At 40.6% G+C, this 26163-nt stretch carries 18 protein-coding genes, 20 tRNA genes and 3 rRNA genes; 8 read left to right on the forward strand and 33 right to left on the reverse strand.

Annotation, left to right across the window (positions count from 1 at the left end; translation table 11 throughout):
- Positions 1-122: 122 nt before the first annotated feature.
- Complete coding sequence (locus MHB55_RS14410; RefSeq protein ID WP_191696710.1) at positions 123-1034, forward strand: 1,4-dihydroxy-2-naphthoate polyprenyltransferase; 912 nt, start codon at positions 123-125, stop codon at positions 1032-1034.
- Positions 1035-1539: 505 nt separating this feature from the next.
- Here the strand turns inward: MHB55_RS14410 and MHB55_RS14415 are convergent.
- The 23 genes from MHB55_RS14415 to MHB55_RS14525 all read right to left on the reverse strand — a co-directional run bounded on the left by MHB55_RS14415 (position 1540) and on the right by MHB55_RS14525 (position 8537).
- Positions 1540-1611, reverse strand: a tRNA-Glu gene (locus tag MHB55_RS14415).
- 7 nt (positions 1612-1618) lie between these two features.
- A tRNA-Ser gene (locus tag MHB55_RS14420) sits at positions 1619-1709 on the reverse strand.
- Between the two features lie 7 nt (positions 1710-1716).
- Positions 1717-1791, reverse strand: a tRNA-Asn gene (locus tag MHB55_RS14425).
- Positions 1792-1795: 4 nt separating this feature from the next.
- Positions 1796-1872: transfer RNA gene (locus tag MHB55_RS14430), tRNA-Ile, on the reverse strand.
- Positions 1873-1878: 6 nt separating this feature from the next.
- A tRNA-Gly gene (locus MHB55_RS14435) sits at positions 1879-1952 on the reverse strand.
- Positions 1953-1961: 9 nt separating this feature from the next.
- Positions 1962-2037, reverse strand: a tRNA-Phe gene (locus MHB55_RS14440).
- 143 nt (positions 2038-2180) lie between these two features.
- A tRNA-Asp gene (locus MHB55_RS14445) sits at positions 2181-2256 on the reverse strand.
- Between the two features lie 3 nt (positions 2257-2259).
- Positions 2260-2336, reverse strand: a tRNA-Met gene (locus MHB55_RS14450).
- 111 nt (positions 2337-2447) lie between these two features.
- Positions 2448-2540: transfer RNA gene (locus MHB55_RS14455), tRNA-Ser, on the reverse strand.
- A gap of 12 nt (positions 2541-2552) precedes the next feature.
- Positions 2553-2629 (reverse strand) — tRNA-Ile (locus MHB55_RS14460).
- A gap of 6 nt (positions 2630-2635) precedes the next feature.
- A tRNA-Met gene (locus tag MHB55_RS14465) sits at positions 2636-2709 on the reverse strand.
- A gap of 19 nt (positions 2710-2728) precedes the next feature.
- Positions 2729-2804, reverse strand: a tRNA-Ala gene (locus MHB55_RS14470).
- Positions 2805-2820: 16 nt separating this feature from the next.
- A tRNA-Pro gene (locus tag MHB55_RS14475) sits at positions 2821-2897 on the reverse strand.
- Between the two features lie 6 nt (positions 2898-2903).
- Positions 2904-2980 (reverse strand) — tRNA-Arg (locus tag MHB55_RS14480).
- A 16-nt stretch (positions 2981-2996) separates the two neighbouring features.
- Positions 2997-3085 (reverse strand) — tRNA-Leu (locus MHB55_RS14485).
- A 15-nt stretch (positions 3086-3100) separates the two neighbouring features.
- Positions 3101-3175: transfer RNA gene (locus MHB55_RS14490), tRNA-Gly, on the reverse strand.
- Between the two features lie 17 nt (positions 3176-3192).
- Positions 3193-3277, reverse strand: a tRNA-Leu gene (locus MHB55_RS14495).
- A gap of 23 nt (positions 3278-3300) precedes the next feature.
- Positions 3301-3373: transfer RNA gene (locus MHB55_RS14500), tRNA-Lys, on the reverse strand.
- Positions 3374-3379: 6 nt separating this feature from the next.
- A tRNA-Thr gene (locus tag MHB55_RS14505) sits at positions 3380-3455 on the reverse strand.
- Positions 3456-3468: 13 nt separating this feature from the next.
- Positions 3469-3544: transfer RNA gene (locus MHB55_RS14510), tRNA-Val, on the reverse strand.
- A gap of 38 nt (positions 3545-3582) precedes the next feature.
- Positions 3583-3698, reverse strand: a 5S ribosomal RNA gene (gene rrf / locus MHB55_RS14515).
- A gap of 122 nt (positions 3699-3820) precedes the next feature.
- Positions 3821-6748: ribosomal RNA gene (locus MHB55_RS14520) — 23S ribosomal RNA — on the reverse strand.
- Positions 6749-6983: 235 nt separating this feature from the next.
- Positions 6984-8537 (reverse strand): 16S ribosomal RNA (locus MHB55_RS14525).
- Together the 16S, 23S and 5S rRNA genes with 20 tRNA genes alongside form the textbook arrangement of a ribosomal RNA operon.
- A gap of 606 nt (positions 8538-9143) precedes the next feature.
- Here MHB55_RS14525 and MHB55_RS14530 point away from each other — a divergent pair.
- Together MHB55_RS14530 and MHB55_RS14535 are read left to right on the forward strand one after the other, a co-directional pair.
- The gene (locus MHB55_RS14530; protein WP_144538594.1) at positions 9144-9866 is read left to right on the forward strand and encodes an MgtC/SapB family protein; all 723 of its coding nucleotides are present in this window, start codon (positions 9144-9146) and stop codon (positions 9864-9866) included.
- A 16-nt stretch (positions 9867-9882) separates the two neighbouring features.
- Positions 9883-10878 carry a cation diffusion facilitator family transporter gene (locus MHB55_RS14535; protein WP_144538595.1) on the forward strand — a complete coding sequence of 332 codons (996 nt, stop codon included), beginning with the start codon at positions 9883-9885 and terminating at the stop codon, positions 10876-10878.
- A gap of 152 nt (positions 10879-11030) precedes the next feature.
- Here the strand turns inward: MHB55_RS14535 and MHB55_RS14540 are convergent, their stop codons facing one another.
- From MHB55_RS14540 to pruA, 4 genes are all read right to left on the reverse strand, one after another.
- Positions 11031-12194, reverse strand: a complete 1164-nt coding sequence (locus MHB55_RS14540; protein ID WP_144538596.1) for an iron-containing alcohol dehydrogenase — start codon at positions 12192-12194, stop codon at positions 11031-11033.
- A gap of 75 nt (positions 12195-12269) precedes the next feature.
- The gene (locus MHB55_RS14545; RefSeq protein ID WP_144538597.1) at positions 12270-13514 is read right to left on the reverse strand and encodes a Glu/Leu/Phe/Val family dehydrogenase; all 1245 of its coding nucleotides are present in this window, start codon (positions 13512-13514) and stop codon (positions 12270-12272) included.
- Between the two features lie 83 nt (positions 13515-13597).
- Positions 13598-14791 carry an ornithine--oxo-acid transaminase gene (locus tag MHB55_RS14550; RefSeq protein WP_144538598.1) on the reverse strand — a complete coding sequence of 398 codons (1194 nt, stop codon included), beginning with the start codon at positions 14789-14791 and terminating at the stop codon, positions 13598-13600.
- A gap of 76 nt (positions 14792-14867) precedes the next feature.
- Entirely contained in the window at positions 14868-16412 is a 1545-nt protein-coding gene (pruA, locus tag MHB55_RS14555; protein ID WP_144538599.1) for an L-glutamate gamma-semialdehyde dehydrogenase, read from the reverse strand.
- A gap of 136 nt (positions 16413-16548) precedes the next feature.
- On the opposite strand from pruA, the gene MHB55_RS14560 reads away from it, so the two are divergent.
- Positions 16549-17859 carry a sigma 54-interacting transcriptional regulator gene (locus MHB55_RS14560; protein ID WP_144538600.1) on the forward strand — a complete coding sequence of 437 codons (1311 nt, stop codon included), beginning with the start codon at positions 16549-16551 and terminating at the stop codon, positions 17857-17859.
- A gap of 57 nt (positions 17860-17916) precedes the next feature.
- On the opposite strand, the gene yugI is transcribed toward MHB55_RS14560, so the two are convergent.
- From yugI to MHB55_RS14575, 3 genes are all read right to left on the reverse strand, one after another.
- On the reverse strand, positions 17917-18291 hold the full coding sequence (yugI, locus tag MHB55_RS14565) for a S1 domain-containing post-transcriptional regulator GSP13 (protein WP_144538601.1): 375 nt from the start codon (positions 18289-18291) through the stop codon (positions 17917-17919).
- A 102-nt stretch (positions 18292-18393) separates the two neighbouring features.
- A complete protein-coding gene (locus MHB55_RS14570) occupies positions 18394-19593 on the reverse strand; it encodes a hypothetical protein (protein WP_340863481.1) in 1200 nt (399 codons plus the stop codon).
- On the reverse strand, positions 19583-20140 hold the full coding sequence (locus MHB55_RS14575) for an RNA polymerase sigma factor (protein WP_144538603.1): 558 nt from the start codon (positions 20138-20140) through the stop codon (positions 19583-19585). The genes MHB55_RS14570 and MHB55_RS14575 overlap by 11 nt, the downstream gene beginning before the upstream one ends.
- A 192-nt stretch (positions 20141-20332) precedes the next feature.
- Between MHB55_RS14575 and MHB55_RS14580 the strand changes: the two genes are divergently transcribed.
- The gene (locus MHB55_RS14580) at positions 20333-21670 is read left to right on the forward strand and encodes a sodium-dependent transporter (RefSeq protein ID WP_144538604.1); all 1338 of its coding nucleotides are present in this window, start codon (positions 20333-20335) and stop codon (positions 21668-21670) included.
- A 132-nt stretch (positions 21671-21802) separates the two neighbouring features.
- The gene (locus MHB55_RS14585) at positions 21803-22015 is read left to right on the forward strand and encodes a helix-turn-helix domain-containing protein (protein ID WP_144538605.1); all 213 of its coding nucleotides are present in this window, start codon (positions 21803-21805) and stop codon (positions 22013-22015) included.
- An 81-nt stretch (positions 22016-22096) separates the two neighbouring features.
- On the opposite strand, the gene MHB55_RS14590 is transcribed toward MHB55_RS14585, so the two are convergent.
- The gene (locus tag MHB55_RS14590) at positions 22097-22357 is read right to left on the reverse strand and encodes a DUF1871 family protein (RefSeq protein WP_144538606.1); all 261 of its coding nucleotides are present in this window, start codon (positions 22355-22357) and stop codon (positions 22097-22099) included.
- Between the two features lie 76 nt (positions 22358-22433).
- Here MHB55_RS14590 and MHB55_RS14595 point away from each other — a divergent pair, with 76 nt between their 5' ends.
- Positions 22434-23600, forward strand: coding sequence for a MalY/PatB family protein (locus tag MHB55_RS14595; RefSeq protein ID WP_260866626.1), 1167 nt, complete (start codon positions 22434-22436; stop codon positions 23598-23600).
- Between the two features lie 48 nt (positions 23601-23648).
- Here the strand turns inward: MHB55_RS14595 and MHB55_RS14600 are convergent, their stop codons facing one another.
- Complete coding sequence (locus tag MHB55_RS14600) at positions 23649-23876, reverse strand: hypothetical protein (protein ID WP_144538608.1); 228 nt, start codon at positions 23874-23876, stop codon at positions 23649-23651.
- Between the two features lie 18 nt (positions 23877-23894).
- Positions 23895-24641, reverse strand: coding sequence for a peptidylprolyl isomerase (locus MHB55_RS14605; protein WP_144538609.1), 747 nt, complete (start codon positions 24639-24641; stop codon positions 23895-23897).
- A 135-nt stretch (positions 24642-24776) separates the two neighbouring features.
- Here MHB55_RS14605 and MHB55_RS14610 point away from each other — a divergent pair, with 135 nt between their 5' ends.
- Positions 24777-26012: an MFS transporter gene (locus MHB55_RS14610; RefSeq protein WP_151113355.1), complete on the forward strand. Its 1236-nt coding sequence runs from the start codon at positions 24777-24779 to the stop codon at positions 26010-26012.
- The last annotated feature ends 151 nt before the right edge of the window (positions 26013-26163 follow it).

Below are 26163 nucleotides of genomic sequence, written 5' to 3' on the forward strand. Positions count from 1 at the left end.
GTTAAATTTCTTGTTTTATTACTCTACCCTTTATCATACAACTTTCTCCGCGTTTCGGCACACATTTCGCTACAAATGTATGCTAAAATTGATGTTGAGTCTTTTAAAGGAGAGAAATTTATATGTCACAGGAACTACAAGCTGATAAAGGCTGGCGTATATGGTGGAAGTTGACAAGACCACATACATTAACTGCCTCCTTTGCCCCAGTATTTTTAGGTACAATGATTGCACTTTACTACGTAAATATTGATTGGCTATTATTCTTAGCAATGCTAATTGCATGTTTATTTATCCAGGCAGCTACAAATATGTTTAACGAGTACTATGACTTTGTTAGGGGGCTCGATAGCGAAGAATCAATTGGTATCGGTGGTGCTATTGTTCGTAATGGGGTTAAACCAAAAATAGTACTTCAATTAGCCTTAGCATTATATATCCTTGCAGCGATATTAGGTATATATATTTGCTCCCAATCGTCTTGGTTATTATTGATTGTTGGAGCTGTTTGTATGCTTATTGGTTACCTTTATACTGGTGGACCTTACCCAATAGCGTATACACCATTCGGTGAACTATTTAGCGGTGTTGTCATGGGAATGTTTATCGTATTAATTGCTACATACATTCAGGTTGGTTCAATACCAAACTTTGCCTTATTCCTATCCATCCCTAGTACTCTACTTGTTGCTGCTATTATGCTTTCCAATAATATTCGCGATATAGTTGAGGATACAAAAGGTGGTAGAAAGACGATGGCCATTCTCATTGGTAGAGATAGTGCTATTAATGTGTTAGCCTTATTTTTCATCGTTTCTTATGTATGGATCATTCTATTGGTAATTCTACAGATTATCACCCCTTGGGCACTACTAGTCCTATTAAGTGCTAAGAAACCTTTAGATGCTATAAAACTATTTAAAGCAAAAGAAAATCATCTTGAAGTTGGATTAGCAATGAAGAATACTGCACTCACCAACACGATTTTTGTATTTCTTTTAGGTATAGGGTTATTGCTCGGCTTTATAATTTAACAGTCAGTCAGGAAGTTTAAAAGCTTCCTGGCTTTTTTATTTTTTACTATGTGAATGGGAAAAATGATTTATTATAATTTGGAACACATGGCCAGCCACTAAAATTTGTTAGTATGAATTTGCTATTTATGTGATGATTAAGGCTTGAAAAGAGTTACCTAGCGAAGCAGGATAATGTAAGCAGAATTCAGTGTGTAGAAACCTGTTAAGAAATGTTCTTGTGAATATTAATGAACAAAGTGTGATTAGGTTATAGAGGAGTGGGAATTATAGATGGACAAAAGAACAAAGAAGAAAGTGTATAAATACATAACTCATGATTTGATACCAATAAGTAAAACTTAGAAATGGAATTGTTTTATGAAATCGGTCCTTTCACTCCGTATTAATAAGTAGCATTTACAGAACAAAGGACAAAACATTAATACTCTAAAAACACCTGCGCAACTCTATCTTTTCAAAACAAAAAAGACAACCACCTAAGTGATTGTCTTTTTTTAAGTTATGACCCCTACGGGATTCGAACCCGTGTTACCGCCGTGAAAGGGCGGTGTCTTAACCGCTTGACCAAGGGGCCTTATATATGGCGGAGAAGGAGGGATTTGAACCCTCGCGCCGGTTGCCCGACCTACACCCTTAGCAGGGGCGCCTCTTCAGCCACTTGAGTACTTCCCCATATATATGGCTCCGAAGGTAGGACTCGAACCTACGACCGATCGGTTAACAGCCGATTGCTCTACCACTGAGCTACTTCGGAATAATGGTGGGCCTAAATGGACTCGAACCATCGACCTCACGCTTATCAGGCGTGCGCTCTAACCAGCTGAGCTATAGGCCCATTAATTGGAGCGGGTGAAGAGAATCGAACTCTCATCATCAGCTTGGAAGGCTGAGGTTTTACCACTAAACTACACCCGCTTGATAAAATGGTGGCTCAGGACGGAATCGAACCGCCGACACAAGGATTTTCAGTCCTTTGCTCTACCGACTGAGCTACTGAGCCTCTTCGATTTACACTAAGCTGCGCTTCTCTTCGTCAGCTTCACTCACTCATTAAGTCACATACTTTAGTATGCTCCTTCGTTCGTTCGATTGCTTCCTAGATTTGCTTGCTTATCCTAAATCTCTAAGTTGTTGAAAAATAAATGGCGGTCCCGACCGGGATCGAACCGGCGATCTCCTGCGTGACAGGCAGGCATGTTAACCGCTACACCACGGGACCATTTGGTTGCGGGGACAGGATTTGAACCTGTGACCTTCGGGTTATGAGCCCGACGAGCTACCGAACTGCTCCACCCCGCGACAATAAGAAAGTGTTGAAATTTAAATCAACTGTGCATTTAGTGAGTTTTACGTCCTCCACGCTTCGCTTGCGTCGACGTTATGTATAATATTTTTCCACTAACAATAAGATGGAGGAGGAAGAGGGATTCGAACCCCCGCGCGGTATGACCCGCCTGTCGGTTTTCAAGACCGATCCCTTCAGCCAGACTTGGGTATTCCTCCTAAATATTATGTTGGTGGACCTTGCAGGACTCGAACCTGCGACCGGACGGTTATGAGCCGTCTGCTCTAACCAACTGAGCTAAAGGTCCTTAAGATGGCGGCAGAGGGAGTCGAACCCACGACCTTTCGGGTATGAACCGAATGCTCTAGCCAGCTGAGCTACGCCGCCAGGAAATTTAAATTTAAATTGGTGGAGCCTAGCGGGATCGAACCGCTGACCTCCTGCGTGCAAGGCAGGCGCTCTCCCAGCTGAGCTAAGGCCCCAAATTTATTAATTAACTGGTCGGGAAGACAGGATTCGAACCTGCGACCCCTTGGTCCCAAACCAAGTGCTCTACCAAGCTGAGCTACTTCCCGTATATATGGCGCGCCCGGCAGGAGTCGAACCCACAACCTTCTGATCCGTAGTCAGACGCTCTATCCAATTGAGCTACGGGCGCTAATGTTTCATAAAAGTGGTGCCGAGGACCGGAATCGAACCGGTACGGTAGTCACCTACCGCAGGATTTTAAGTCCTGTGCGTCTGCCAGTTCCGCCACCCCGGCACTTTGATGAATCTTTGGAGCGGAAGACGAGGTTCGAACTCGCGACCCCCACCTTGGCAAGGTGGTGTTCTACCACTGAACTACTTCCGCTCGGTTATTAAATTAAATGGTGCGGGTGAAGGGAGTCGAACCCCCACGCCTTGCGGCGCTAGATCCTAAGTCTAGTGCGTCTGCCAGTTCCGCCACACCCGCATATTTATATCACAAAAAGTGAATGAGCCATGTAGGATTCGAACCTACGACCCTCTGATTAAAAGTCAGATGCTCTACCAACTGAGCTAATGGCTCAAAAAATGGTGCCGGAGAAAGGACTTGAACCCTCAACCTACTGATTACAAGTCAGTTGCTCTACCAGTTGAGCTACTCCGGCAGGAGTAAAGTTATGGTGGAGGATGACGGGCTCGAACCGCCGACCCTCTGCTTGTAAGGCAGATGCTCTCCCAGCTGAGCTAATCCTCCTGGGTATTAAAATGTATTTCTATGTATTTTTATTGCAAGCCCAGCGACGTCCTACTCTTGCAGGGGGAGACCCCCAACTACCATTGGCGCTGAAGAGCTTAACTTCCGTGTTCGGTATGGGAACGGGTGTGACCTCTTCGCCATCATCACTAGACTTGAATAATTATTTGAAAGACAAGTTCTATTATATCAACTATGTAGATTATTACAAGTGTTTTTTTAATAAAAATTTATTCTTTCAAAACTGAATAAACTGACATCTTAGAAACAAACAATTTGGTTAAGTCCTCGATCGATTAGTATTCGTCAGCTGCACGTGTCGCCACGCTTCCACCCCGAACCTATCTACCTCATCGTCTTTGAGGGATCTTACTTACTTGCGTAATGGGAAATCTCATCTTGAGGGGGGCTTCGTGCTTAGATGCTTTCAGCACTTATCCCGTCCACACATAGCTACCCAGCGATGCCCTTGGCAGAACAACTGGTACACCAGCGGTGTGTCCATCCCGGTCCTCTCGTACTAAGGACAGCTCCTCTCAAATTTCCTACGCCCACGACGGATAGGGACCGAACTGTCTCACGACGTTCTGAACCCAGCTCGCGTACCGCTTTAATGGGCGAACAGCCCAACCCTTGGGACCGACTACAGCCCCAGGATGCGATGAGCCGACATCGAGGTGCCAAACCTCCCCGTCGATGTGGACTCTTGGGGGAGATAAGCCTGTTATCCCCGGGGTAGCTTTTATCCGTTGAGCGATGGCCCTTCCATGCGGAACCACCGGATCACTAAGCCCGTCTTTCGACCCTGCTCGACTTGTAGGTCTCGCAGTCAAGCTCCCTTCTGCCTTTACACTCTTCGAATGATTTCCAACCATTCTGAGGGAACCTTTGGGCGCCTCCGTTACACTTTAGGAGGCGACCGCCCCAGTCAAACTGCCCGCCTGACACTGTCTCCTACCCGGGTTACGGGTATGGGTTAGAATTTCAATACAACCAGGGTAGTATCCCACCGACGCCTCCTCCGAAGCTGGCGCTCCGGGCTCTAAGGCTCCTACCTATCCTGTACAAGTTGCACCAAAATTCAATATCAAGCTACAGTAAAGCTCCACGGGGTCTTTCCGTCCTGTCGCGGGTAACCTGCATCTTCACAGGTACTATAATTTCACCGAGTCTCTCGTTGAGACAGTGCCCAGATCGTTACGCCTTTCGTGCGGGTCGGAACTTACCCGACAAGGAATTTCGCTACCTTAGGACCGTTATAGTTACGGCCGCCGTTTACTGGGGCTTCAATTCGCACCTTCGCTTGCGCTAAGCACTCCTCTTAACCTTCCAGCACCGGGCAGGCGTCAGCCCCTATACTTCACCTTACGGTTTTGCAGAGACCTGTGTTTTTGCTAAACAGTCGCCTGGGCCTATTCACTGCGGCTCTTCTAGGCTATACACCCAAAAGAGCACCCCTTCTCCCGAAGTTACGGGGTCATTTTGCCGAGTTCCTTAACGAGAGTTCTCTCGCTCACCTTAGGATTCTCTCCTCGACTACCTGTGTCGGTTTGCGGTACGGGCACCTCCCACCTCGTTAGAGGCTTTTCTTGGCAGTGTGAAATCAGGAACTTCGGACTAAGTCCTCGCCATCACAGCTCAATGTTACAGAGTGCGGATTTGCCTACACTCACACCTCACTGCTTGGACGTGCATAACCAACAGCACGCTTACCCTATCCTACTGCGTCCCCCCATCACTCAAACGGTGGGGTGGTGGTACAGGAATATCAACCTGTTGTCCATCGTCTACGCCTATCGGCCTCGACTTAGGTCCCGACTAACCCTGAGCGGACGAGCCTTCCTCAGGAAACCTTAGTCATACGGTGGATGGGATTCTCACCCATCTTTCGCTACTCATACCGGCATTCTCACTTCTAAGCGCTCCACCAGTCCTTCCGGTCTGACTTCAACGCCCTTAGAACGCTCTCCTACCACTGATACCAAAGGTATCAATCCACAGCTTCGGTGATTTGTTTAGCCCCGATACATTTTCGGCGCAGCGTCACTCGACCAGTGAGCTATTACGCACTCTTTAAATGATGGCTGCTTCTAAGCCAACATCCTGGTTGTCTAAGCAACGCCACATCCTTTTCCACTTAACAAATACTTTGGGACCTTAGCTGGTGGTCTGGGCTGTTTCCCTCTTGACTACGGATCTTATCACTCGCAGTCTGACTCCCAAACATAAATCATTGGCATTCGGAGTTTGTCTGAATTCGGTAACCCGGGATGGGCCCCTAGTCCAAACAGTGCTCTACCTCCAAGATTCTAACGTTTGAGGCTAGCCCTAAAGCTATTTCGGAGAGAACCAGCTATCTCCAGGTTCGATTGGAATTTCTCCGCTACCCACACCTCATCCCCGCACTTTTCAACGTGCGTGGGTTCGGACCTCCAGTAAGTGTTACCTTACCTTCATCCTGGACATGGGTAGATCACCTGGTTTCGGGTCTACGACCACATACTCATTCGCCCTATTCAGACTCGCTTTCGCTGCGGCTCCGTCTTCTCAACTTAACCTCGCATGTAATCGTAACTCGCCGGTTCATTCTACAAAAGGCACGCCATCACCCGTTAACGGGCTTTGACTATTTGTAGGCACACGGTTTCAGGGTCTATTTCACTCCCCTTCCGGGGTGCTTTTCACCTTTCCCTCACGGTACTGGTTCACTATCGGTCACTAGGTAGTATTTAGCCTTGGGAGATGGTCCTCCCGGATTCCGACGGAATTTCACGTGTTCCGCCGTACTCAGGATACACTCTGGAGGGAATGAATTTTGGACTACGGGGCTTTTACCCTATCCTGCGGACCTTTCCAGGTCGCTTCATCTAACTCATTCTTTTGTAACTCCGTATAGAGTGTCCTACAACCCCAAGAGGCAAGCCTCTTGGTTTGGGCTCTTCCCGTTTCGCTCGCCGCTACTCAGGGAATCGAATTTTCTTTCTCTTCCTCCAGGTACTTAGATGTTTCAGTTCCCTGGGTGTGTCTCAGATGCGCTATGTATTCACGCAAATGTACTGCCCCATTACGGGCAGTGGGTTTCCCCATTCGGAAATCTCCGGATCGAAGCTCACTTACAGCTCCCCGAAGCATATCGGTGTTAGTGCCGTCCTTCGTCGACTCCTAGTGCCAAGGCATCCACCGTGCGCCCTTATTAACTTAACCTAAAAGTTAAAAGTACTACACTTGCAATCACGTAAGTGATCACAATTTGAATATCTTGCGTTTGTTTCTTTTTTGATGTCGTTTTATCCAGTTTTCAAAGAACAAAGGGCTTGTTCCTTTGCGACGAGTAATCGCAGGAGCAAGTATAAATGCTCATCATAAAAATGAACACTCAAAACTGAACTGCAAAACGTTAAGATACAGATAAAGATCTGTATTCCGAATATATCCTTAGAAAGGAGGTGATCCAGCCGCACCTTCCGATACGGCTACCTTGTTACGACTTCACCCCAATCATCTGTCCCACCTTCGGCGGCTGGCTCCCAAAAGGGTTACCCCACCGACTTCGGGTGTTACAAACTCTCGTGGTGTGACGGGCGGTGTGTACAAGGCCCGGGAACGTATTCACCGTGGCATGCTGATCCACGATTACTAGCGATTCCGGCTTCATGTAGGCGAGTTGCAGCCTACAATCCGAACTGAGAACGGTTTTATGGGATTAGCTCACCCTCGCGGGGTTGCGACCCTCTGTACCGTCCATTGTAGCACGTGTGTAGCCCAGGTCATAAGGGGCATGATGATTTGACGTCATCCCCACCTTCCTCCGGTTTATCACCGGCAGTCACCTTAGAGTGCCCAACTGAATGCTGGCAACTAAGATCAAGGGTTGCGCTCGTTGCGGGACTTAACCCAACATCTCACGACACGAGCTGACGACAACCATGCACCACCTGTCACCGCTGTCCCCGAAGGGAAAAGCCTATCTCTAGGCCGGTCAGCGGGATGTCAAGACCTGGTAAGGTTCTTCGCGTTGCTTCGAATTAAACCACATGCTCCACCGCTTGTGCGGGCCCCCGTCAATTCCTTTGAGTTTCAGTCTTGCGACCGTACTCCCCAGGCGGAGTGCTTAATGCGTTAGCTGCAGCACTAAGGGGCGGAAACCCCCTAACACTTAGCACTCATCGTTTACGGCGTGGACTACCAGGGTATCTAATCCTGTTTGCTCCCCACGCTTTCGCGCCTCAGCGTCAGTTACAGACCAGAAAGCCGCCTTCGCCACTGGTGTTCCTCCAAATCTCTACGCATTTCACCGCTACACTTGGAATTCCGCTTTCCTCTTCTGCACTCAAGTCCCCCAGTTTCCAATGACCCTCCACGGTTGAGCCGTGGGCTTTCACATCAGACTTAAAGGACCGCCTGCGCGCGCTTTACGCCCAATAATTCCGGACAACGCTTGCCACCTACGTATTACCGCGGCTGCTGGCACGTAGTTAGCCGTGGCTTTCTAATGAGGTACCGTCAAGGTACGAGCAGTTACTCTCGTACTTGTTCTTCCCTCACAACAGAGTTTTACGATCCGAAAACCTTCTTCACTCACGCGGCGTTGCTCCATCAGACTTTCGTCCATTGTGGAAGATTCCCTACTGCTGCCTCCCGTAGGAGTCTGGGCCGTGTCTCAGTCCCAGTGTGGCCGATCACCCTCTCAGGTCGGCTACGCATCGTCGCCTTGGTGAGCCGTTACCTCACCAACTAGCTAATGCGCCGCGGGCCCATCCTGTAGTGACAGCCGAGACCGTCTTTTAACATTTCCTCATGTGAGGTAATGGATTATTCGGTATTAGCCCCGGTTTCCCGGAGTTATCCCAATCTACAGGGCAGGTTGCCCACGTGTTACTCACCCGTCCGCCGCTAAATCAGAAGAAGCAAGCTTCTTCATCATTCGCTCGACTTGCATGTATTAGGCACGCCGCCAGCGTTCGTCCTGAGCCAGGATCAAACTCTCCATAATAGCTGGCTGGCGATACGCAGCGCATTGCGTTGTCAGCTTCGCTTACTCGGTCAGTCACGTACGTTAGTACGCCCCTTCCCTCGCTCACTTGCTTCCTAGCACTGCACTACGTCTCGTCAGCCAGAAAAATAGAACTAGTTTAAAAGCTCATTTTGTTTTGCTGGCATCATCATTAAATGATGTCAAAATTGTTTTGCGTCAATCAAACCGAAGTTTGTTGAACGCTGTATTTCTTAACGTTTTGCATGTTCAGTTTTCAATGTTCATCGCGTCGTTTTGTTTTTGACGACTTTATTAGTATAACTCATTTCAGATTCGCTGTCAAACACTTTTTTTATTTTCTTTCAAGTAGTTTGTCGCTTGTTCCGAAGGACAAGTATTAATATACAACGTAGAGAAACAAAAAGCAATACCTTTTTTTATATTTAATATGATTTTTATTAAATTATTTAATAAAGGATAGTTTTAAATAGCTTTAGCCTTACTTACTATAATATTCTTCATTAATTCAGAACAGGGTGATATTAAATAGAAAAATGGGTATGTAAGTATAAGATTTAAATTTCCACATATTCTTTACTAACTTAATAGAAAGGAGGAACATCCTTGGACTGGGTTCCCTATTTAAATGGATATGGCGAGATATTAATAAAATTAAGTTTCGCGGCAATCCTAAGTTTAGTTATTGGGATTGAAAGAGAACTGAAGAAAAAACCCATTGGTCTAAAAACAAGTATCGTTATAGCCACATTTAGTTGCTTGCTCACATACATATCTATCGAATCGGCATATAAGGCTCATACTGGACACGACGGAGTCAATATAACCATGGATCCTTTACGGTTAGCAGCTCAAATTGTTAGCGGAATCGGTTTTTTAGGGGCCGGGGTTATCCTTCGTAAAGGAAATGATAGCATAAGTGGTCTAACAACAGCAGCCATGATTTGGGGAGCTGGGGGAATTGGGATTGCTGTGGGAGCAGGATTTTATTTGGAGGCATCCTTATCTGTTGTGATTGTACTAATAGGTATAGAAGTAATCCCTCCCCTCTTATCTAAAATAGGTCCAAAGCGATTAAGATCGAAAGAGTTATCATTGAAGGTAATTGTTTCAGAGCAAGAAAACATTTCTAAAATGTATTATCACTTAAAAGACCAAGGCTTTTATATTGATAGCATTCGAATAAAAGACATTCCATTAGAGAATGATGAAATCAAGCATGAGCTTCATATTCGTTTGTCTATACTTACTAAAAAGAATACGGTAGAATTTTATCATTCGATAGCAAATTTAGAATTTATCGAAACTCTTGAATTAGAATCTATTTAACAAAAGGAGTAATTATATGGGACAGTTTTTTACTTTATTAAAGGGTGGTAACAAACCATCCTTGATTGCAGCAATTGTAAATACAATAATAGCAGCATTAAAAGGCGGAGCATTTTTTCTAACTGGAAACGTAGCTATGTTTGCAGAAATGATGCATTCCATCGGGGATGCAGCTAACCAGTTTTTTGTGTTTATAGGATCAGCACTTTCTAAAAAGGCGCCAACTCCTAAGTTTCCAAATGGCTTTGGACGATTGGTCAATCTTGTTTGTTTAGGTGCAGTAATACTTGTAGGAATCCTCTCATATGAAACGATCAAAGAAGGATGGCATCATATCCAACATCCTGTAGCATCTGGAGGGCTTGCAATTAGTTTAACCGTTCTTGGGATTGCGATAATCCTTGAATTTGCGGTTTTATACAAAGCAGGAAAAGAAATCTTGCATGAAGTTGGCATAAAAGGATCTGTTTTAGCTCCGCTTACTACGAGCTTTGCACATTTAAAAAGAGCAAAACCAGCTACAAAACTTGTATTTATGGAGGATTTAGTTGCAACTTCTGGTGGTATTTTAGCTTTTGTAGCAGTTCTGATCTCTCATTTCACAGGATTTTTACAAGCAGAAGGTATTGCTTCTATCCTTATCGGACTAATGATGTTTTACGTAGTAGGTAAAGTATTCTTAGATAATGCACGAGGCGCTCTTGGGGAAACAGATGAACAAATGCTCGTTCATATTGCGCATCTTGTTTCTGATGTAAAGGAAGTAAAAGATATTCAAGAGCTAGAGGTAATAAAAGAAGGAGAGTTTCTTCACGTTACTCTAGTAGCTGAAATAGACGCTTCGCTATCCTTTGCAACAGTAGATGATATTCATGATGTTTTAAAGGATTTAATACTAAGCCAACAAGGAGTATCCGATGTGACTATCTCCTTTGACGAGGACGACGGAGTTAAAACGTGGAATCATCATAAAGATTCAAAAACAGTTTTAAAAACAAATGACAAGAAATAAATCTTCCATTAAGTATTACTCTTTTATATAAGAGGTTGTATGTCAAGCTATGATTTAACATAATAAAGGCAAGAATGTTGGGTTAACAGCATTCTTGCCTTTTAAAATTCACTTTTTTATTGATGAAAAAAGATAAAAACTCAACCGCAGTCTTACAGACAAGCTGTTAATATAGCTTTTGTATCTTCTGCATTTAACTTATTAAAATTGCCATACTCACCACGTGCCATTGCTTTTTCTACCATTAAGTCGATTTGTGAGTCATCAATTTTATAATCAGATAGGTTCACAGGTGCCCCTAACGAAGCCCAGAAAGAAGATAATCTTTCAATACCCTCTAAACCAATTTCCTCCGGCGTCTTACCTGAAGGATCCACATGGAAGACTTTAGTAGCAAGCTTTGCAAAGCGCTCTGGATTTACTTTAAGATTATGTCGCATCCATCTCGGGAAAATAATTGCCAATCCGCCTGCATGGGGAATGTCATACACAGCTGAGACAGCATGTTCAATGTTATGGCTCGCCCAATCACCGTTATAACCCATTTGTAGAAAACCATTTAAGCCTAGAGTTCCCGCAAATAGGATAGTTTCTCTTAATTCATAGTTTTCTAGGTCGGTAATTAGTTTAGGAGCAGCATCTATAACTGTACGTAGAGCGCCCTCAATCATTTCATCTTGAAGAGGTGTGTTAGTCGCGTTATGATAATATTGCTCAAACATATGAGACATCATATCAACAATCCCATAAACCGTTTGGTCTAGAGGAACTGTGAAAGTGTTCACTGGGTCTAATATAGAGAATTTAGGGAAAACTAGCGGGCTCCCCCAGCCGTATTTTTCTAACGTTTCTTCATTTGTAATTACCGAACCTGAGTTCATTTCGGAGCCAGTTGCGGCTAAAGTTAAAACAGTACCAAAAGGTAGTGCTTCTTCTGGGAAGGCTTTACGTGTAACTAAGTCCCATGGATCCCCATCATACTTAGCAGCAGCAACAATAAGCTTCGTGCAGTCTATTACAGACCCACCTCCGACTGCAAGTACTACTTCAATTCCTTCTGCCTTACAAAGATCTGCTCCTCGTTTTGCAGTAGATAGTCTTGGATTTGGCTCTACTCCTGACAGTTCAAAGATTTCCATACCTGCCTCATTTAAATAATTCATTACTTCGTCGTATAAACCATTTTTTTTAATGCTTCCGCCGCCGTATACTACCAATACCTTTTTACCGAATACAGAAAGCTCAGTAGGAAGCTTTGCTAGTTGACCTTTACCAAAAATCAGTTTGACCGGATTATAAAAAGAAAATGCATTCATATGTTAATCCCCTTTCTTTACCTTTTCATCATATAAAAAACCGCTTGTAAAATACAAGCGGTTCAACTTATCGGGTTATACCCATCCACGGAAGCGTGAAGCTTCAGCAGTTCTGCGTACACCAACCATATATGCAGCTAAACGCATATCGATATTACGAGTAGTAGCTACTTCATAAATATTCTCAAATGCATCTACCATTTTCTTCACTAACTTGTCGTTAACTTCTTCTTCTGTCCAGTAGTAGCCTTGGTTATTTTGTACCCACTCAAAGTAAGATACAGTTACCCCACCTGCACTAGCTAATACGTCAGGGACTAATAGGATTCCTCTTTCGTATAGAATTCTAGTAGCTTCTGAAGTAGTTGGACCATTTGCTGCTTCTACTACTATATTAGCTTTGATGTTGTGAGCATTATCAGAAGTAATTTGGTTTTCGATAGCAGCAGGCACTAAAATATCACAATCTAATTCTAATAATTCTTCATTAGAAATAGTATTTTCAAACAAAGTCGTTACAGTTCCAAAGCTATCACGGCGATCTAATAAATAATCTATATCTAAGCCATTAGGGTCATGTAAAGCACCGTAAGCATCAGAAATACCAATTACTTTTGCACCTTGATCGCTCAAGAACTTAGCAAGGAAGCTTCCTGCGTTTCCGAAACCTTGGATAACCACTCTAGCACCCATCATATCAATGCCGCGTTTCTTCGCTGCTTCATTAATAATAATAGTAACACCTTGTGCAGTTGCACGGTCACGACCTTGAGATCCACCAAGAACTAAAGGTTTACCCGTGATAAATCCTGGTGAGTTGAATTGGTCCATACGACTATATTCATCCATCATCCATGCCATAATTTGCGCATTTGTGAAAACGTCTGGAGCAGGGATATCTTTTGTTGGTCCGACAATTTGACTAATTGCACGAACATATCCACGACTTAGGCGTTCGATTTCTCCCATAGACATCTCACGTGGGTCACAAGCAACCCCACCTTTACCTCCACCATACGGAAGGTCAACAATTCCAGCTTTTAATGTCATCCACATAGAAAGTGCTTTCATTTCTTCAGGAGTTACGCCTGGGTGAAAACGAACTCCACCTTTTGTTGGTCCGACTGCATCGTTATGTTGGGAACGGTAACCAGTAAATACTTTAACAGTATTGTCATCCATTCTTACTGGAATTCTTACCTCTAACATACGAAGTGGTTCTTTTAACAAGTCATACATTGCATCGTCGTAGCCTAATTTTTGCAAAGCCTCTTTAATGACAGCCTGCGTTGATGTGAACAGGTTTAGATTTTCAGCCATTTATTATTTCGCCTCTTTAATTCATAATGATTTCATCGGAGATTATTGTAACACAATTCATTTACAAATTGGGAAACAATTAGTTAAATTGTAAATACTTTTTTAATTTTCTCAATTGACCAGTCAAGTTCCTCTTTTGTAATGATTAAAGGTGGTGCGAAACGGATAACTGTATCGTGAGTTTCTTTACATAATAATCCTAGTTCTTTTAGTTCTTCACAATAAGGTCTTGCTGCTTCAGTCAATTCCATACCGATAAACAAACCACGACCACGTACTTCTTTAATAGAAGGATGATTAATGTCTCTTAAAGCATCCATAAAATAATTTCCTAATTCTAATGAACGATCAGCAAGCTTCTCGTCAATCAACACGTCAAGTGCAGCAAGAGAAACAGCACAAGCCATAGGGTTACCACCGAAAGTAGAGCCATGTGAACCTGGATTAAATACTTCTAGAACATCACGGTTAGCTACTATACATGAGATAGGGAATACTCCTCCGCCTAGTGCTTTACCTAAGATGTACATATCCGGATCGATATCTTCCCATTCACATGCAAACATTTTACCTGTGCGGCATAATCCAGCTTGAATTTCATCTGCGATAAATAATACATTATTTTCTCGACATAATTCACGTGCAGCCTTCATAAATCCTTCTGGAGGAATAATGATTCCAGCTTCGCCTTGGATAGGTTCGATTAAGAATGCAGCTGTGTTTGGAGTAATTGCTTGCTTAAGTGCTTCAATATCCCCGTAAGGAATTAGTTTAATCCCTGGAAGCATTGGTCCGAATCCACGTTTGTATTCTGGGTCTGACGATAAAGAAACCGCTCCCATAGTTCTGCCGTGGAAGTTACCGTTACAAGCAATGATTTCTGCTTGATCATCAGCAACACCTTTTACATCATACGCCCATCTGCGAGCAGCCTTAAATGCTGTTTCTACAGCTTCAGCTCCTGTATTCATCGGTAAAACCATTTCTTTTTTCGTTAATTGACTTACTTTTTCATACCATGGACCTAACTGGTCGTTATGGAACGCACGAGAAGTTAAAGTAACACGATCTGCTTGGTCTTTTAACGCTTGAATAATTTTAGGATGACGATGTCCTTGGTTTACAGCTGAGTATGCAGATAGCATATCCATGTATTTATTACCCTCTGGATCCTTTACCCAAACACCTTCAGCTTCAGACACAACGATTGGTAGTGGATTGTAATTGTGTGCACCGTATTTTTCTGTTTGTTCAATTACTTTACTAGATACTGACATTCATTTTCCCCCTATTAAATGAAATGGCCAGACAAACCAGTTGTTTGGCCATTTCATAAGATTTGTTTAAAAAATATTAAAGCATTTCAGAAGTTGTTTTAGCTTGCATATGAAGTTGAATGTAGTCTGGTCCACCAGCTTTAGAGTCAGTTCCAGACATGTTGAATCCACCAAATGGTTGGTATCCAACGATAGCTCCAGTACATCCACGGTTGAAGTATAAGTTACCTACGTGGAAGTCTTCACGCGCTTTTTCTAAGTTCATGCGGTTATTAGTAATAACGGCACCCGTTAAACCATATTCCGTGTTGTTAGCAATTTCAATCGCTTCATCAAAATCTTTTGCTTTAGAAATACCAAGGATTGGTCCAAAAATTTCTTCTTGCATAATGCGAGAAGTTGGAGATAGATCTGCAAATACAGTAGGTTGAATGAAGTAACCTTTTGAATCGTCACCTTCTCCACCAGTGATTAAGCGACCTTCTTCTTTACCAACTGGGATATAGCTCATGATTTTTTTGAATGCAGAAGCATCGATTACTGGACCTACAAAATGCTCATCTTCGTCTGGAATACCTACAGTTAACTCATTCGTTAACTCTTTTACACGATCCACTACTTGGTCATATACATCTTCAAGGATTACAGCACGTGAACCAGCCGAGCATTTTTGTCCGCTAAAACCAAATGCTGATCGTACGATTGATTGAGCAGCTAATTCTAAATCAGCATCTTTATCTACAACGATTGTGTCTTTACCGCCCATTTCAAGAATTGTACGTTTAATCCAGATTTGCTTTTCAGCTAATTTAGCTGATTTTTCTACAATTCCTAAACCAACGTCACGAGATCCTGTAAAGCTGATTAAACGAGTACGTGGGTGTTCAACTAAGAAATCACCAATTTCAGCACCTGAACCAGGGATGAAGTTAACAACGCCCGCTGGCATTCCAGCTTCTTCTAGAACTTCTACAAACTTATAAGCAACAACAGGAGTAGTAGAAGCTGGTTTTAATAATACTGTATTACCAGCAACCATAGCTGCTACAGTAGTACCAGCCATGATAGCAAATGGGAAGTTCCAAGGAGAGATAACAACAGAAACTCCTAATGGAATATAGTCATAACGATTGTATTCACCTGGACGGCTTTCCACAGGTTGGCCTTCTTTAAGACGTAGCATTTGACGTCCATAATATTCTAAGAAGTCAATTCCTTCAGCAACCTCTACATCAGCTTCCACCCATGTTTTCCCTGCTTCTCTTGATAATAAAGCGGAGAATTCAAATTTACGGCGACGAATGATTGCCGCTGCTTTGAAAAGTACATCTGCACGTACTTCTGGTTTTACTTTTTTCCATGTGTTGAATGTTTCATCAGCAATTTTAAGTGCTTTTTCTGCGATTTCTTGAGAAGCTTTTGATACTTTACCAATTACCTCTTCTTTTTTTGCTGGATTATAAGAAACAATTTTGCTTTCAGTAGTAATTCTTTCTCCACCAACGATTAATGGGAAATCTTGACCTAAATATGCGTCAACAATTTTATATCCTTCTTTTATTGCTTTTTTATTTTCTTCTTTTGAAAAATCTGTAAATGCTTCGTGTTTATAAGGTATCATGTAAATCCTCCTTTAAATGTTAGCGCAAAAAAAATTTGCACTACTAATACTACTTCACTTATAATAATGCAAAAGATTGTTGCGTTTTTCAAGTATAATTAACTAAAATGTTAAATATTTTTTTGAGGTGATTAATTTGACCAGTACTTTTAGTAAGTTGCTCCCCTTTTACAAATTCGCTACAGAGCAAGTCACTGTAGGCATTCATGCAATAGATTTAATGGGAAAAACGATTATATACAATGAAAAAATGAAAGAAATCGAAGGTTTGAATTCGATGGATGTAGAAGATCGTTCTATCCTAGAACTTTTTCAATTCGAACAACATGAAAGTACCTTATTAAAAGTTCTACATAGCGAAAAGCCAGTCCTAAGAGTAAAACAGACCTATTGGAGTAGGAATGGTCAAGAAATCACCACTATTAACGATACATATCCTGTTTTTGAAGATGGTGTCTTAATAGGGGCGATTGAATTTTCACGAGATATCACGGCTCTGGAAAAGCTATTATTTCAGCCTTTAAAGAGATATAACGAGGCAATCACACTTTCCTCTATCACAGCAGAATCTAAAATCATGAAGGACGTAAAGGAACGCTCAATAAAAGCAGCCAATGTACGAATGCCTATCCTGCTTATTGGAGAAGCTGGGACAGGAAAGGATTTAATAGCGGAAGCAATACATCATCAGCTTTCTCCACAAAACGAGCAATTTATAACGCTTTATTGTTATAGTGCGGACGATCAAATAATTTATAAATTCGAACAAGAAATAAAAAGCCTGCATAACTGCACTATATTTTGTGAAAGAATAGATTTATTATCCATCGATTTACAAAATAAATTATTTGAAATTTTAAAAGAAAATAGCTCTAACCACAATCTGTATATCGCTAGTATTGGAGAAGATCCGATTGACCTAGTTTATAATAACCAGTTGGTTAAAGAGCTATATTATTACTTTGCGTCTATTACTATTAATATTCCGCCGCTTCGTGAACGAACAGAGGATATTATGCCCTTTATACATGATTACTTCCAGCGACATTTGAATCGGTACGCGTCTACTCTTGAAGACATAGATCCACAGGTAATAAAAGCTTTTAAAACCTATGACTGGCCAGGTAACTTAAAGGAATTGGAGCTTTTATTGGACGAAATCACTTCTATGATTACAACAGAGAGAACATTAAGTTTCGATATGCTGCCACTCCATTTCAAATTAAAAATTCAGGATATGGATGGATCAATGAAAAATGCCGAGGACTTTGTCATCTCTCCAGAGAGAGATATCCTTCCTCTAGACGAATACTTAAGAGAAGCGGAAACGTATTATTTACAAAAGGCTTTAGAAAAATACAATAACAATGTCACTAAAGCTGCGGAGGCATTGGGAATGAGTAGGCAGAATCTACAGTACCGATTACGTAAAATAAGAAAAGTTTAAATTTTACATGATAAAAAAAGGTGGAGAAGGATATGATCCTTCTTCACCTTTCCTTTATTATTGGATGGATTGTTTAATCCACCCTGCTAGCTTTTCCTTCAATGTATTAAAGCCTTCTTGATCATGCTCATCGACACGAGCTTGAAGTGATTTACGTGGCTTATCATCACGTTTCGAAGAGGTTGGTTTTTCTTGAAGTTCTCGAATAGAAAGGCTTATTTTGCTTGCTTCCTCATCAATTTCTAGAATTTTCACTTCTACTTCCTGACCAACAGTCAAAAACTCTCCTACTTCCTTAACATAGCCATATGTTATTTCTGATATGTGCACTAGACCTTGTGTTTGTTCATCCAGACTAACGAACGCACCATATGGTTGAATACCCGTCACTTTACCAGTAACCACATCTCCTACCTTAAATGTTTTTGTCATATTGCCGTCCTACTTTCTTATCTACGATATAGTCATGTTAAATTATAACATATCAGAAAGTATATGACCAAAAATCACTGAGGTGGCATGGAAGCATGCACTTTACCAATAACGAAGTGAATCATCAATATCACCGTAATCTAAAGCGTCCCAGCTATCTGAATTTGTCCAACCGCTGTTTTCAAATTCGTTTACTATCGGGTTTAATAAAATAAATATGTTGGAACTATTTGATTCACTGACAATATCCTTCCAAATATCTTGATACTCTTTATTTACAGCTCCACTAATGAATACAGGTTTATCCTTAGTACCCTTTACAACAGCATAAAAAATTTCTGTATAGTATAACTTCAATAAACTCTTATCAATATATAAATCTGAACTGTTCCCTAGCAACATATCTAGGTGCATTAATATTGCTACCGAATCATTCAAGCTATAGGTTAATTCACCTCCATAAGTAAAAGGTTCCTTTTCGAGAATATAATTATATCCAACAAAAGATGGGGCTAATATATTTTTTAATACCGACAACTGTTCCTCATTCATTTTATATTTTATTTTGGTTTCTTCAGAGCTTTGGAAGAGATTTTCTTTTTTTAATGCTGCTAGTTGTTCATCAGTCATTTTGTCCTTTTTTCCAAAGTACTCCCTCAATTCTTTTACCTTACTAGAATAAGCATTAAAAAATTCAGCTGTATCTTCATCAGATACCTTTTGACCTTTACTTTTGACTTCCTGAATCATTTCAGATGGAAGATAGAGAGAATGGATTAATTCATCATATCTAATATTTAATGATTCACTATCAGAAAAGGATGGGACAGAATAGTATAACGAAAAGCTACTTTCTTCTGTATAACGTATATATAGAGCATCTGTTTGTTGTATATAAGGCAATTCCGAAAATTCTTCCTCCGTAAGATGTAGCATTTCTCTCCGCTTTTCTCGTTCTTTCGAGTAATTGTTTTTTAGTCTATTAATAAACTCTTGAGAGGCGTCTGCTAATTGAACCTTGCCCTCTCCGTCAATATTTTCTAACTGAGTTGCTATAGAAGACGGTTTTTCGACCTGGAAGCTTGCTCCTATTAATCCAAAGACAAGAATTGCGGCAGCGCTAACAATCCAAGCAGTAACTCGTTGCCAATTAATATTTTTCTTTTGTGCAGAAATCATTTGTGATGCTGATTTTGGGTTTTCTATTTCTTTAAGTATGTGACTTGTGTTTAAAGAAGTAGGTAGTCGCTCATATGAATCTTTCAATAATTCCAAACGTACTTCCAGTTTTTTATCGTCCATGGTTTTCACCTCCACTAATTTGTAGAGCCGATTTCAAATGTCCCTTTGCTCGTAATAATCGAATTTTAATGGTAGACATTGGAACATTCAGTACATCTGCCATTTGTTCATAAGACATGTCATGAAAATAGAAAAGTATAATGGGATGGCGATATTTTTCATCTAATAATTGTATTGCTACATGGAGCTCTCGATCCTCCTCAAAAACAAGGACCTTTTCCTCGGCAGACTTCATTATATAGTGGTCAGGCGATACTCCTTGAAGCCTTACCTCTTTTTGCGCTTCCTTCGTTTCCTTGCGGTAATAGTCTCTTGTTGCATTTAATGTAATTTTATATAACCAGGTTGTGAAACGCTCCTTTTGAAATTGATGAAGGAAACGATACAATTTTACAAACACTTCCTGTGTCACATCTGGTATATCTTGAACTCGCACTCCACATTGAAAGGCAAATTTTTCTACTGTTCGATGATGTAAGCGAATGAGTTCCCCGTATGCTTGCTGATCGCCCTGTTGTGCAAGTTCGATCAATTCGTTCTCAACCATTGCTCCACCCCGCTCTCTCTCTTTTGCTATAAGTGATACGAAAGATGCCAGCTAAATGTTACATCTATCTGTATACTTTTATCTTACTTGCACATATTAACAATTCACATTTATAGATTTAGCGTTTATTTTTCATTAACAAAATAGTATACTATCCCTTTAAAGCGTTAAAGCGTTGAAGGAGGAATACATATGAAAACTCGAGATCACTTCGGGTCGAAAATTGGATTTATATTGGCTGCGGCCGGAAGTGCCATTGGATTAGGGGCGATTTGGAAGTTTCCCTATATGGCAGGAACTAATGGTGGTGGCGTCTTTGTATTGCTCTTCATCCTATGTACACTTCTTATTGGATTACCAATTTTACTAGCTGAATTTATCATAGGAAGAAAGGGACAGGCAGATGCAGTAACTGGATTTAAAAAATTGGCACCTAAAAAGCCATGGTTTTTAATCGGATGGTCTGGCTTCTTCTTTTCGTTTATAATACTCTCGTTTTATAGTGTAGTTGGTGGCTGGATTTTATCTTACTTGTTCCGTTCTATTACTCTTAGCTTAAACGGGAGTGCAGATAATTTCTATGAGGACTTATTTAATACGGTCATATCAAATCCTTGGGAAGTGTTAATTGGACAAGGAGTATTTATACTCTTAACTTTGTGGATTGTTTCAGGAGGCATCAAGGGAGGAATTGAGAAAGCTAGTAAGTGGATGATGCCCTTACTTCTCATCTTCTTTGTGGTTCTAGCCATACGTTCACTGACTCTTGATGGAGCTATTGAAGGAGTTAAGTTTTTATTAATACCGGATTGGTCTTATTTTACGTGGGAAACTGCCCTGCTTGCATTGGGTCAGGCATTCTTTTCTCTCAGTGTCGGTGTTTCTGGGATGATTACCTATGCATCCTACTTACCAAAGGGAACTAATTTAGGAAATTCGGCTCTTAGTGTTTCCTTACTGAATATAGGTATTTCTATCATGGCAGGTCTCGTAATATTCCCTGCAGTTTTCGCTTTGGGTTTTTCTCCAGACGCTGGTCCTGGATTAGTATTCATCATTCTACCAGCAGTGTTTGAACAAATTATTTTCGGGCAATTCTTTTTAATAATATTCTTTATCCTGTTATTATTTGCCACGTTAACGTCTTCCATCAGTATGTTAGAGATCGTTGTGTCCATTGGTATTAAGTCGAATTATGATCGAAGAAAACGTGCTGCTTGGATCTCGGGCTTTTTAATTTTCCTTGTTGGAATTCCAAGTGCTCTTTCTTTTGGTGTTCTTCAAGATATTAAAATCCTAGACTTGTCGATTTTTGATTTTGCTGATTTCCTGACTAGTAGCATTGGTTTACCTTTAGGGGCACTTTTTATATCAATTTTTGCTGGATTCCACTTCTCTAAAGATGACATTTCCAAGGAGATTGGTTCTAGAGCTGTTCTTTTAAACGGTTGGAGAATTATTGTACGCTATGCTGCACCAGTAGCAATTTTAATTGTATTTATTCAAGGGGTTATGAATGTTCTTAAATAGGACAAATATCCTTTAGGCTAGTAAATTAAAAATTGTACTTTTTCTGACAATACATTAAAACAAGTTCCAAAAAAAAATGTGCTATAATATGATATAAGATGTGAAGAATTTTTAAAGAGGTGGACAGAAATCATGAAAAAAGAATTGCATAAGCAGTTGCGACAACTAAGAGAAGAACGCAATATTTCTTTAGAAACACTTTCCTTAAAAACAAGAATCGGCGCTGGAAAATTGGAAGCGTACGAGTCTGGTAGTGAAATTCCTTCAACACAAACTATTTTAAAGCTATCTAACGCATTAGAAGTACCTGCATCCAACTTAATGGACGGCCTGCAAGAAGTGTAAAATAAAAGCTTTCGATTCATTGGAATCGAAAGCTTTTTCTTGTTATTACTCTTTTTATCTAGCATTATAGGAAGTGAGTAATTAAATAATACACTTCATTTCATATTTTAAAGCAATAAGTTTGTAAGAGATCTCCACGCATTTTTCTAGTGGAATCCATTGTTCAAAGGAATGCTCGTAAACTTCTTGAATTTTTCTAGCAAGCTCTGAAGGATGGTCGATATCGTGCAGAGAAGCTACAACATCGGCGATCTCTGTTTCGTAAGCATCAATTCCGAACTTGAAAGGATCCCACTCTTGAAGTAACCAAACTGCTTTTCTATTCATCTCTATAGTATCCATTATTTTTTCACCTTACTACTTTTATTAGTTAGGGTTATAATAACACAATAAGTTAAAAATGAAAGGGGATTTTATTTTGTCAGATTTTTCTACTATTTTTAATCGTCGTAACACTTTTTCCGTGAAATGGGATATGTTAAAACAAGTATATGCTATTGAGGATGATGCGGATGTACTTCCAATGTGGGTAGCAGATATGGATTTTAGTTTAGCACCAGTAATACAGCAAGCCATACATAAGCGTTTAGAGCATCCTGTTTTTGGATACTCAATTACCCCTGAAGCAGTGAAGGATGCATTATCTTCTTGGGTATATACTAAACACCAACTAGAAATTGAAAACGAATGGATTCTCTTACGTCATGGGGTTATTCCTGGAATGGCCGAAGTGGTAGAGGCTTTCTCAGAAATAGGAGATAAAGTACTTGTACACACTCCAATTTATCCTCCCTTTAAAGGTATACCGAATACTTTAGAAAGAGAGGTTGTTACTTGTCGCTTAAAGGAAAAAGGTAACTCCTTTGAATTGGATTGGGATGCTTTTGAAGAATGCTTACAGCAGGATATAAAAATATTTATACTTTGCAACCCACATAACCCAGGAGGAAAAGTGTGGAGCAAGGAAGATTTAACTAAGATGGCTTCACTATGTAAAATGCATAATGTATTAATACTTTCAGACGAAATACACTCAGATCTTGTCTTTAAACCAAATAAACATGTTCCTCTACTTGTTGCAGCAGAAGAAACCAATCATATTATTACTTTCTTTGCACCAACTAAAACGTTCAACTTAGCTGGAATTCAAGGTGCTGCTACCATCGTACCTAATGATGAATTGCGAAAAGCATTAGAAAATAGTGCTGCAAGACGTGGAGACATGGGACTGAATGTCTTCTCCTTAACTGCTATGCAAGCGGCATATGAACACGGAGCTCCATGGCTTGAAGAGTTAATAGATGTTATAGAAGGTAATATGGAGTATGTCATTAAACAATTATCAATTATAGAAGGCATTAAGATTTCTAAACCAGAAGGTAGTTATTTACTATGGATTGATTATCGTGGGACAGGCTTGAATGAGAAAGATATGATGAATCTATTATTAACTAAGGGAAAACTTGCATTAGAGCCTGGAACTAAATATGGAGAAGGCGGAGATGGATTCCTTCGAATGAACGTGGCATGTCCTAGAGCAACAGTAGAAGAAGGAGTTTCGAGATTCAAACATGCATTGTCCTAGCACTAGAGCAAAATAAGCTATGTACTAATATATAAAAAGAAGGTGCCTTCACTCAGAAGGTACCTTCTTTTCCATTTCTTCTTTTCTTGCTTGTAATACTCGTTCTTCTATTTCTTTCGCTTTTGCAGCGTCTCTAGCGGATTTCTTTTTAAACCAACGGAATAATAGCACACATAGAATAAATACTATTATAAACTCTAATACTACTGGTATATATTCGGTTTTATCCTCTGGAAAGTATAAATACAAAAAGCCTAATGAAAGAAAGTTTAACATAGTCTACACTTCCTAACTTTATTTTTGGATAACTTCTATAGACTGAATAAGGACATCTTCTACTGGTTTATCGTTTGCACCAGTTTCTACTTTAGCTATTTCATCGACTACATCCATACCTTCAATAACCTGTCCAAACACCGTATGTTTTTGATCTAAATGCGGTGTTCCGCCATTTTGTTCGTAAGCCTTAATAATTTCCTCCGGCCATCCGCCTTTTCTAAGCTGTTCAACGATTCCTTCTTGTAGAGGAGCTTGAACGATAAAAAACTGACTTCCGTTAGTGTTCGGCTGACCCGTGTTCGCCATAGAAAGTGCACCTTTTAAATTGAATAGATTATTAGCATATTCATCCTCGAATGATTCACCATAAATGCTTTCTCCTCCTGCTCCTGTCCCAGTAGGATCTCCGGTTTGAATCATAAAGTTTTCGATGACCCGATGGAAAATAACGCCTTCATAATATCCTTCTTCTGCTTTAGTTAAAAAGTTTTCCACTGTTTTTGGTGCTTCTTCTGGGAATAGTTTGATTTTTATCGTTCCTAAAGAAGTGTTCATTTGGACTAAAGCTTCATTTTCAGCCACTTCTGTTGAAAGTTGCGGATATGTGATTATTTCTCCCTCTTGTTGGGTATCAGTAGTAACAGCAGTTTCTTGTTCTGCTGTCTCTTTAGTAGCGTCTTTTTCTTTATCGGATGAGTCGCTTCCACAAGCTGTTATAAAAAGTAGTGTAAATAAATTCAATAAAATTATTTTTTTCAACATAATCACCCCAAAACAGTTTAACATAACTAAAAGTAGTTTTCAGTGACAAAGTTTCTAACAATCAACTTTCTTAGTCACCCGAAATGTTTTATACTAAAAGACAGTAGTATGCGACAAGAGAAAGAAGGGATTCCGATGAGCATACAAAAAAGAAATTTTATAATCATGTGGTTTTCTATTTTTCTTGTATCCAGTACGATGACAATGATCATGCCTTTCCTTTCATTGTATATTAATACAATGGGTGACTTTACAGACGCCTATGTCCAAAAATGGGCAGGCCTTGTTTTTGGAGCAACCTTTGTATCAGCACTTATTATGTCGCCTATTTGGGGAAGAATCGCAGACAAGTATGGCTACAAACCAATCCTTGTCATAAATGGTTTTGGTATTGCCATAAGTGTCTTTTTAATGGGCTTTATCAACTCAGTCGAGGCATTTTTTGTCCTACGTTTATTCATGGGAGTAGTTACCGGCTTTATCCCTACCTCTTTAGCATTTATCAGCTCTCAAACACCAAAAGAAGTTGCTGGTAAAACAATGGGGACGTTACAAATGGGAAGTGTGTCTGGTACGTTATTCGGTCCTGTAATAGGTGGGTTTATGGCTGATACGTTTGGATTTCAATATACGTTCGTCATTACAGCAACTGCTGTATCTATAGCCGCATTCATGGTTATTTTAGGAATTAGAGAGATGCGACGAGTAAAACCCAAGGATGAGCATGAATATTCAAGAAAGATTGTTGTATCCGGTATTTTTCATCACCGATTGATGTTGAACGTGCTGATGATTAGTTCCCTTATTCAAATTGGGCTTTTTAGTATTCAGCCTCTTCTTTCTTTATACGTCTCTCACTTAACCGATTCAAATGAAGTTGCATTATTGGCAGGAATTACCTTCAGTGCGACAGGTGTAGGAAGTCTGTTATTTGCGAGAATATGGGGTAAGCTAGGAGATTCCATTGGATACGAAAAAGTTTTGTCTACTCTCTTACTAATTGCTTTTATATTTATCGTTCCACAAGCTTTTGTTACAGAGCTGTGGCAACTGATGGTGCTCCGCTTCCTATTTGGTATTGCATCCGGTGGTCTAATACCGATTACCACTGCCTTAATACGTCGGGAGGCGCCAATTGAAGTACAAGGCGAGTTAATGGGCTACAATACAAGCTTCCGATTCCTCGGTAATATCATTGGTCCAATGTTTGGGGGCTTTATTAGTGGTTTTATCGGTATTTCTTCGGTATTTTACGTTACTGGTGCCCTCTTCCTATTGGCATTCTTCATCATCTATTTCGCAAGTAAGAAACCAGTTCAAGATTTTGAAGAAGTGCTCCATGAAGAGGAACTCCATGCAAAAGCACACTGATTACCAAAAGACTTTCGAATTAATCGATTCGAAAGTCTTTTTTTGTAGCTTCCTGTAGATATTCACTAGGTGTTTACTTAGAAAAATTAGCACACTTTTCCAGCGAGATATGTGCTATTCTTTTATGGAGATAACTTGAACTGGAGTGCAA

It is taken from the genome of Psychrobacillus sp. FSL K6-1267 (assembly GCF_038003265.1).
Classification (GTDB): domain Bacteria; phylum Bacillota; class Bacilli; order Bacillales_A; family Planococcaceae; genus Psychrobacillus; species Psychrobacillus faecigallinarum.

Coding starts and splice junctions, on each gene's coding strand:
- MHB55_RS14410 (WP_191696710.1), top strand. CDS start 123: ATGTCACAGGAACTACAAGCTGATAAAGGCTGGCGTATATGGTGGAAG.
- MHB55_RS14550 (WP_144538598.1), bottom strand. CDS start 14,791: ATGTCAGTATCTAGTAAAGTAATTGAACAAACAGAAAAATACGGTGCA.
- MHB55_RS14535 (WP_144538595.1), top strand. CDS start 9,883: ATGGGACAGTTTTTTACTTTATTAAAGGGTGGTAACAAACCATCCTTG.
- yugI (WP_144538601.1), bottom strand. CDS start 18,291: ATGACAAAAACATTTAAGGTAGGAGATGTGGTTACTGGTAAAGTGACG.
- MHB55_RS14580 (WP_144538604.1), top strand. CDS start 20,333: ATGAAAACTCGAGATCACTTCGGGTCGAAAATTGGATTTATATTGGCT.
- MHB55_RS14605 (WP_144538609.1), bottom strand. CDS start 24,641: ATGTTGAAAAAAATAATTTTATTGAATTTATTTACACTACTTTTTATA.
- MHB55_RS14590 (WP_144538606.1), bottom strand. CDS start 22,357: ATGGATACTATAGAGATGAATAGAAAAGCAGTTTGGTTACTTCAAGAG.
- MHB55_RS14575 (WP_144538603.1), bottom strand. CDS start 20,140: ATGGTTGAGAACGAATTGATCGAACTTGCACAACAGGGCGATCAGCAA.
- MHB55_RS14545 (WP_144538597.1), bottom strand. CDS start 13,514: ATGGCTGAAAATCTAAACCTGTTCACATCAACGCAGGCTGTCATTAAA.
- pruA (WP_144538599.1), bottom strand. CDS start 16,412: ATGATACCTTATAAACACGAAGCATTTACAGATTTTTCAAAAGAAGAA.
- MHB55_RS14610 (WP_151113355.1), top strand. CDS start 24,777: ATGAGCATACAAAAAAGAAATTTTATAATCATGTGGTTTTCTATTTTT.
- MHB55_RS14540 (WP_144538596.1), bottom strand. CDS start 12,194: ATGAATGCATTTTCTTTTTATAATCCGGTCAAACTGATTTTTGGTAAA.
- MHB55_RS14585 (WP_144538605.1), top strand. CDS start 21,803: ATGAAAAAAGAATTGCATAAGCAGTTGCGACAACTAAGAGAAGAACGC.
- MHB55_RS14570 (WP_340863481.1), bottom strand. CDS start 19,593: ATGGACGATAAAAAACTGGAAGTACGTTTGGAATTATTGAAAGATTCA.
- MHB55_RS14600 (WP_144538608.1), bottom strand. CDS start 23,876: ATGTTAAACTTTCTTTCATTAGGCTTTTTGTATTTATACTTTCCAGAG.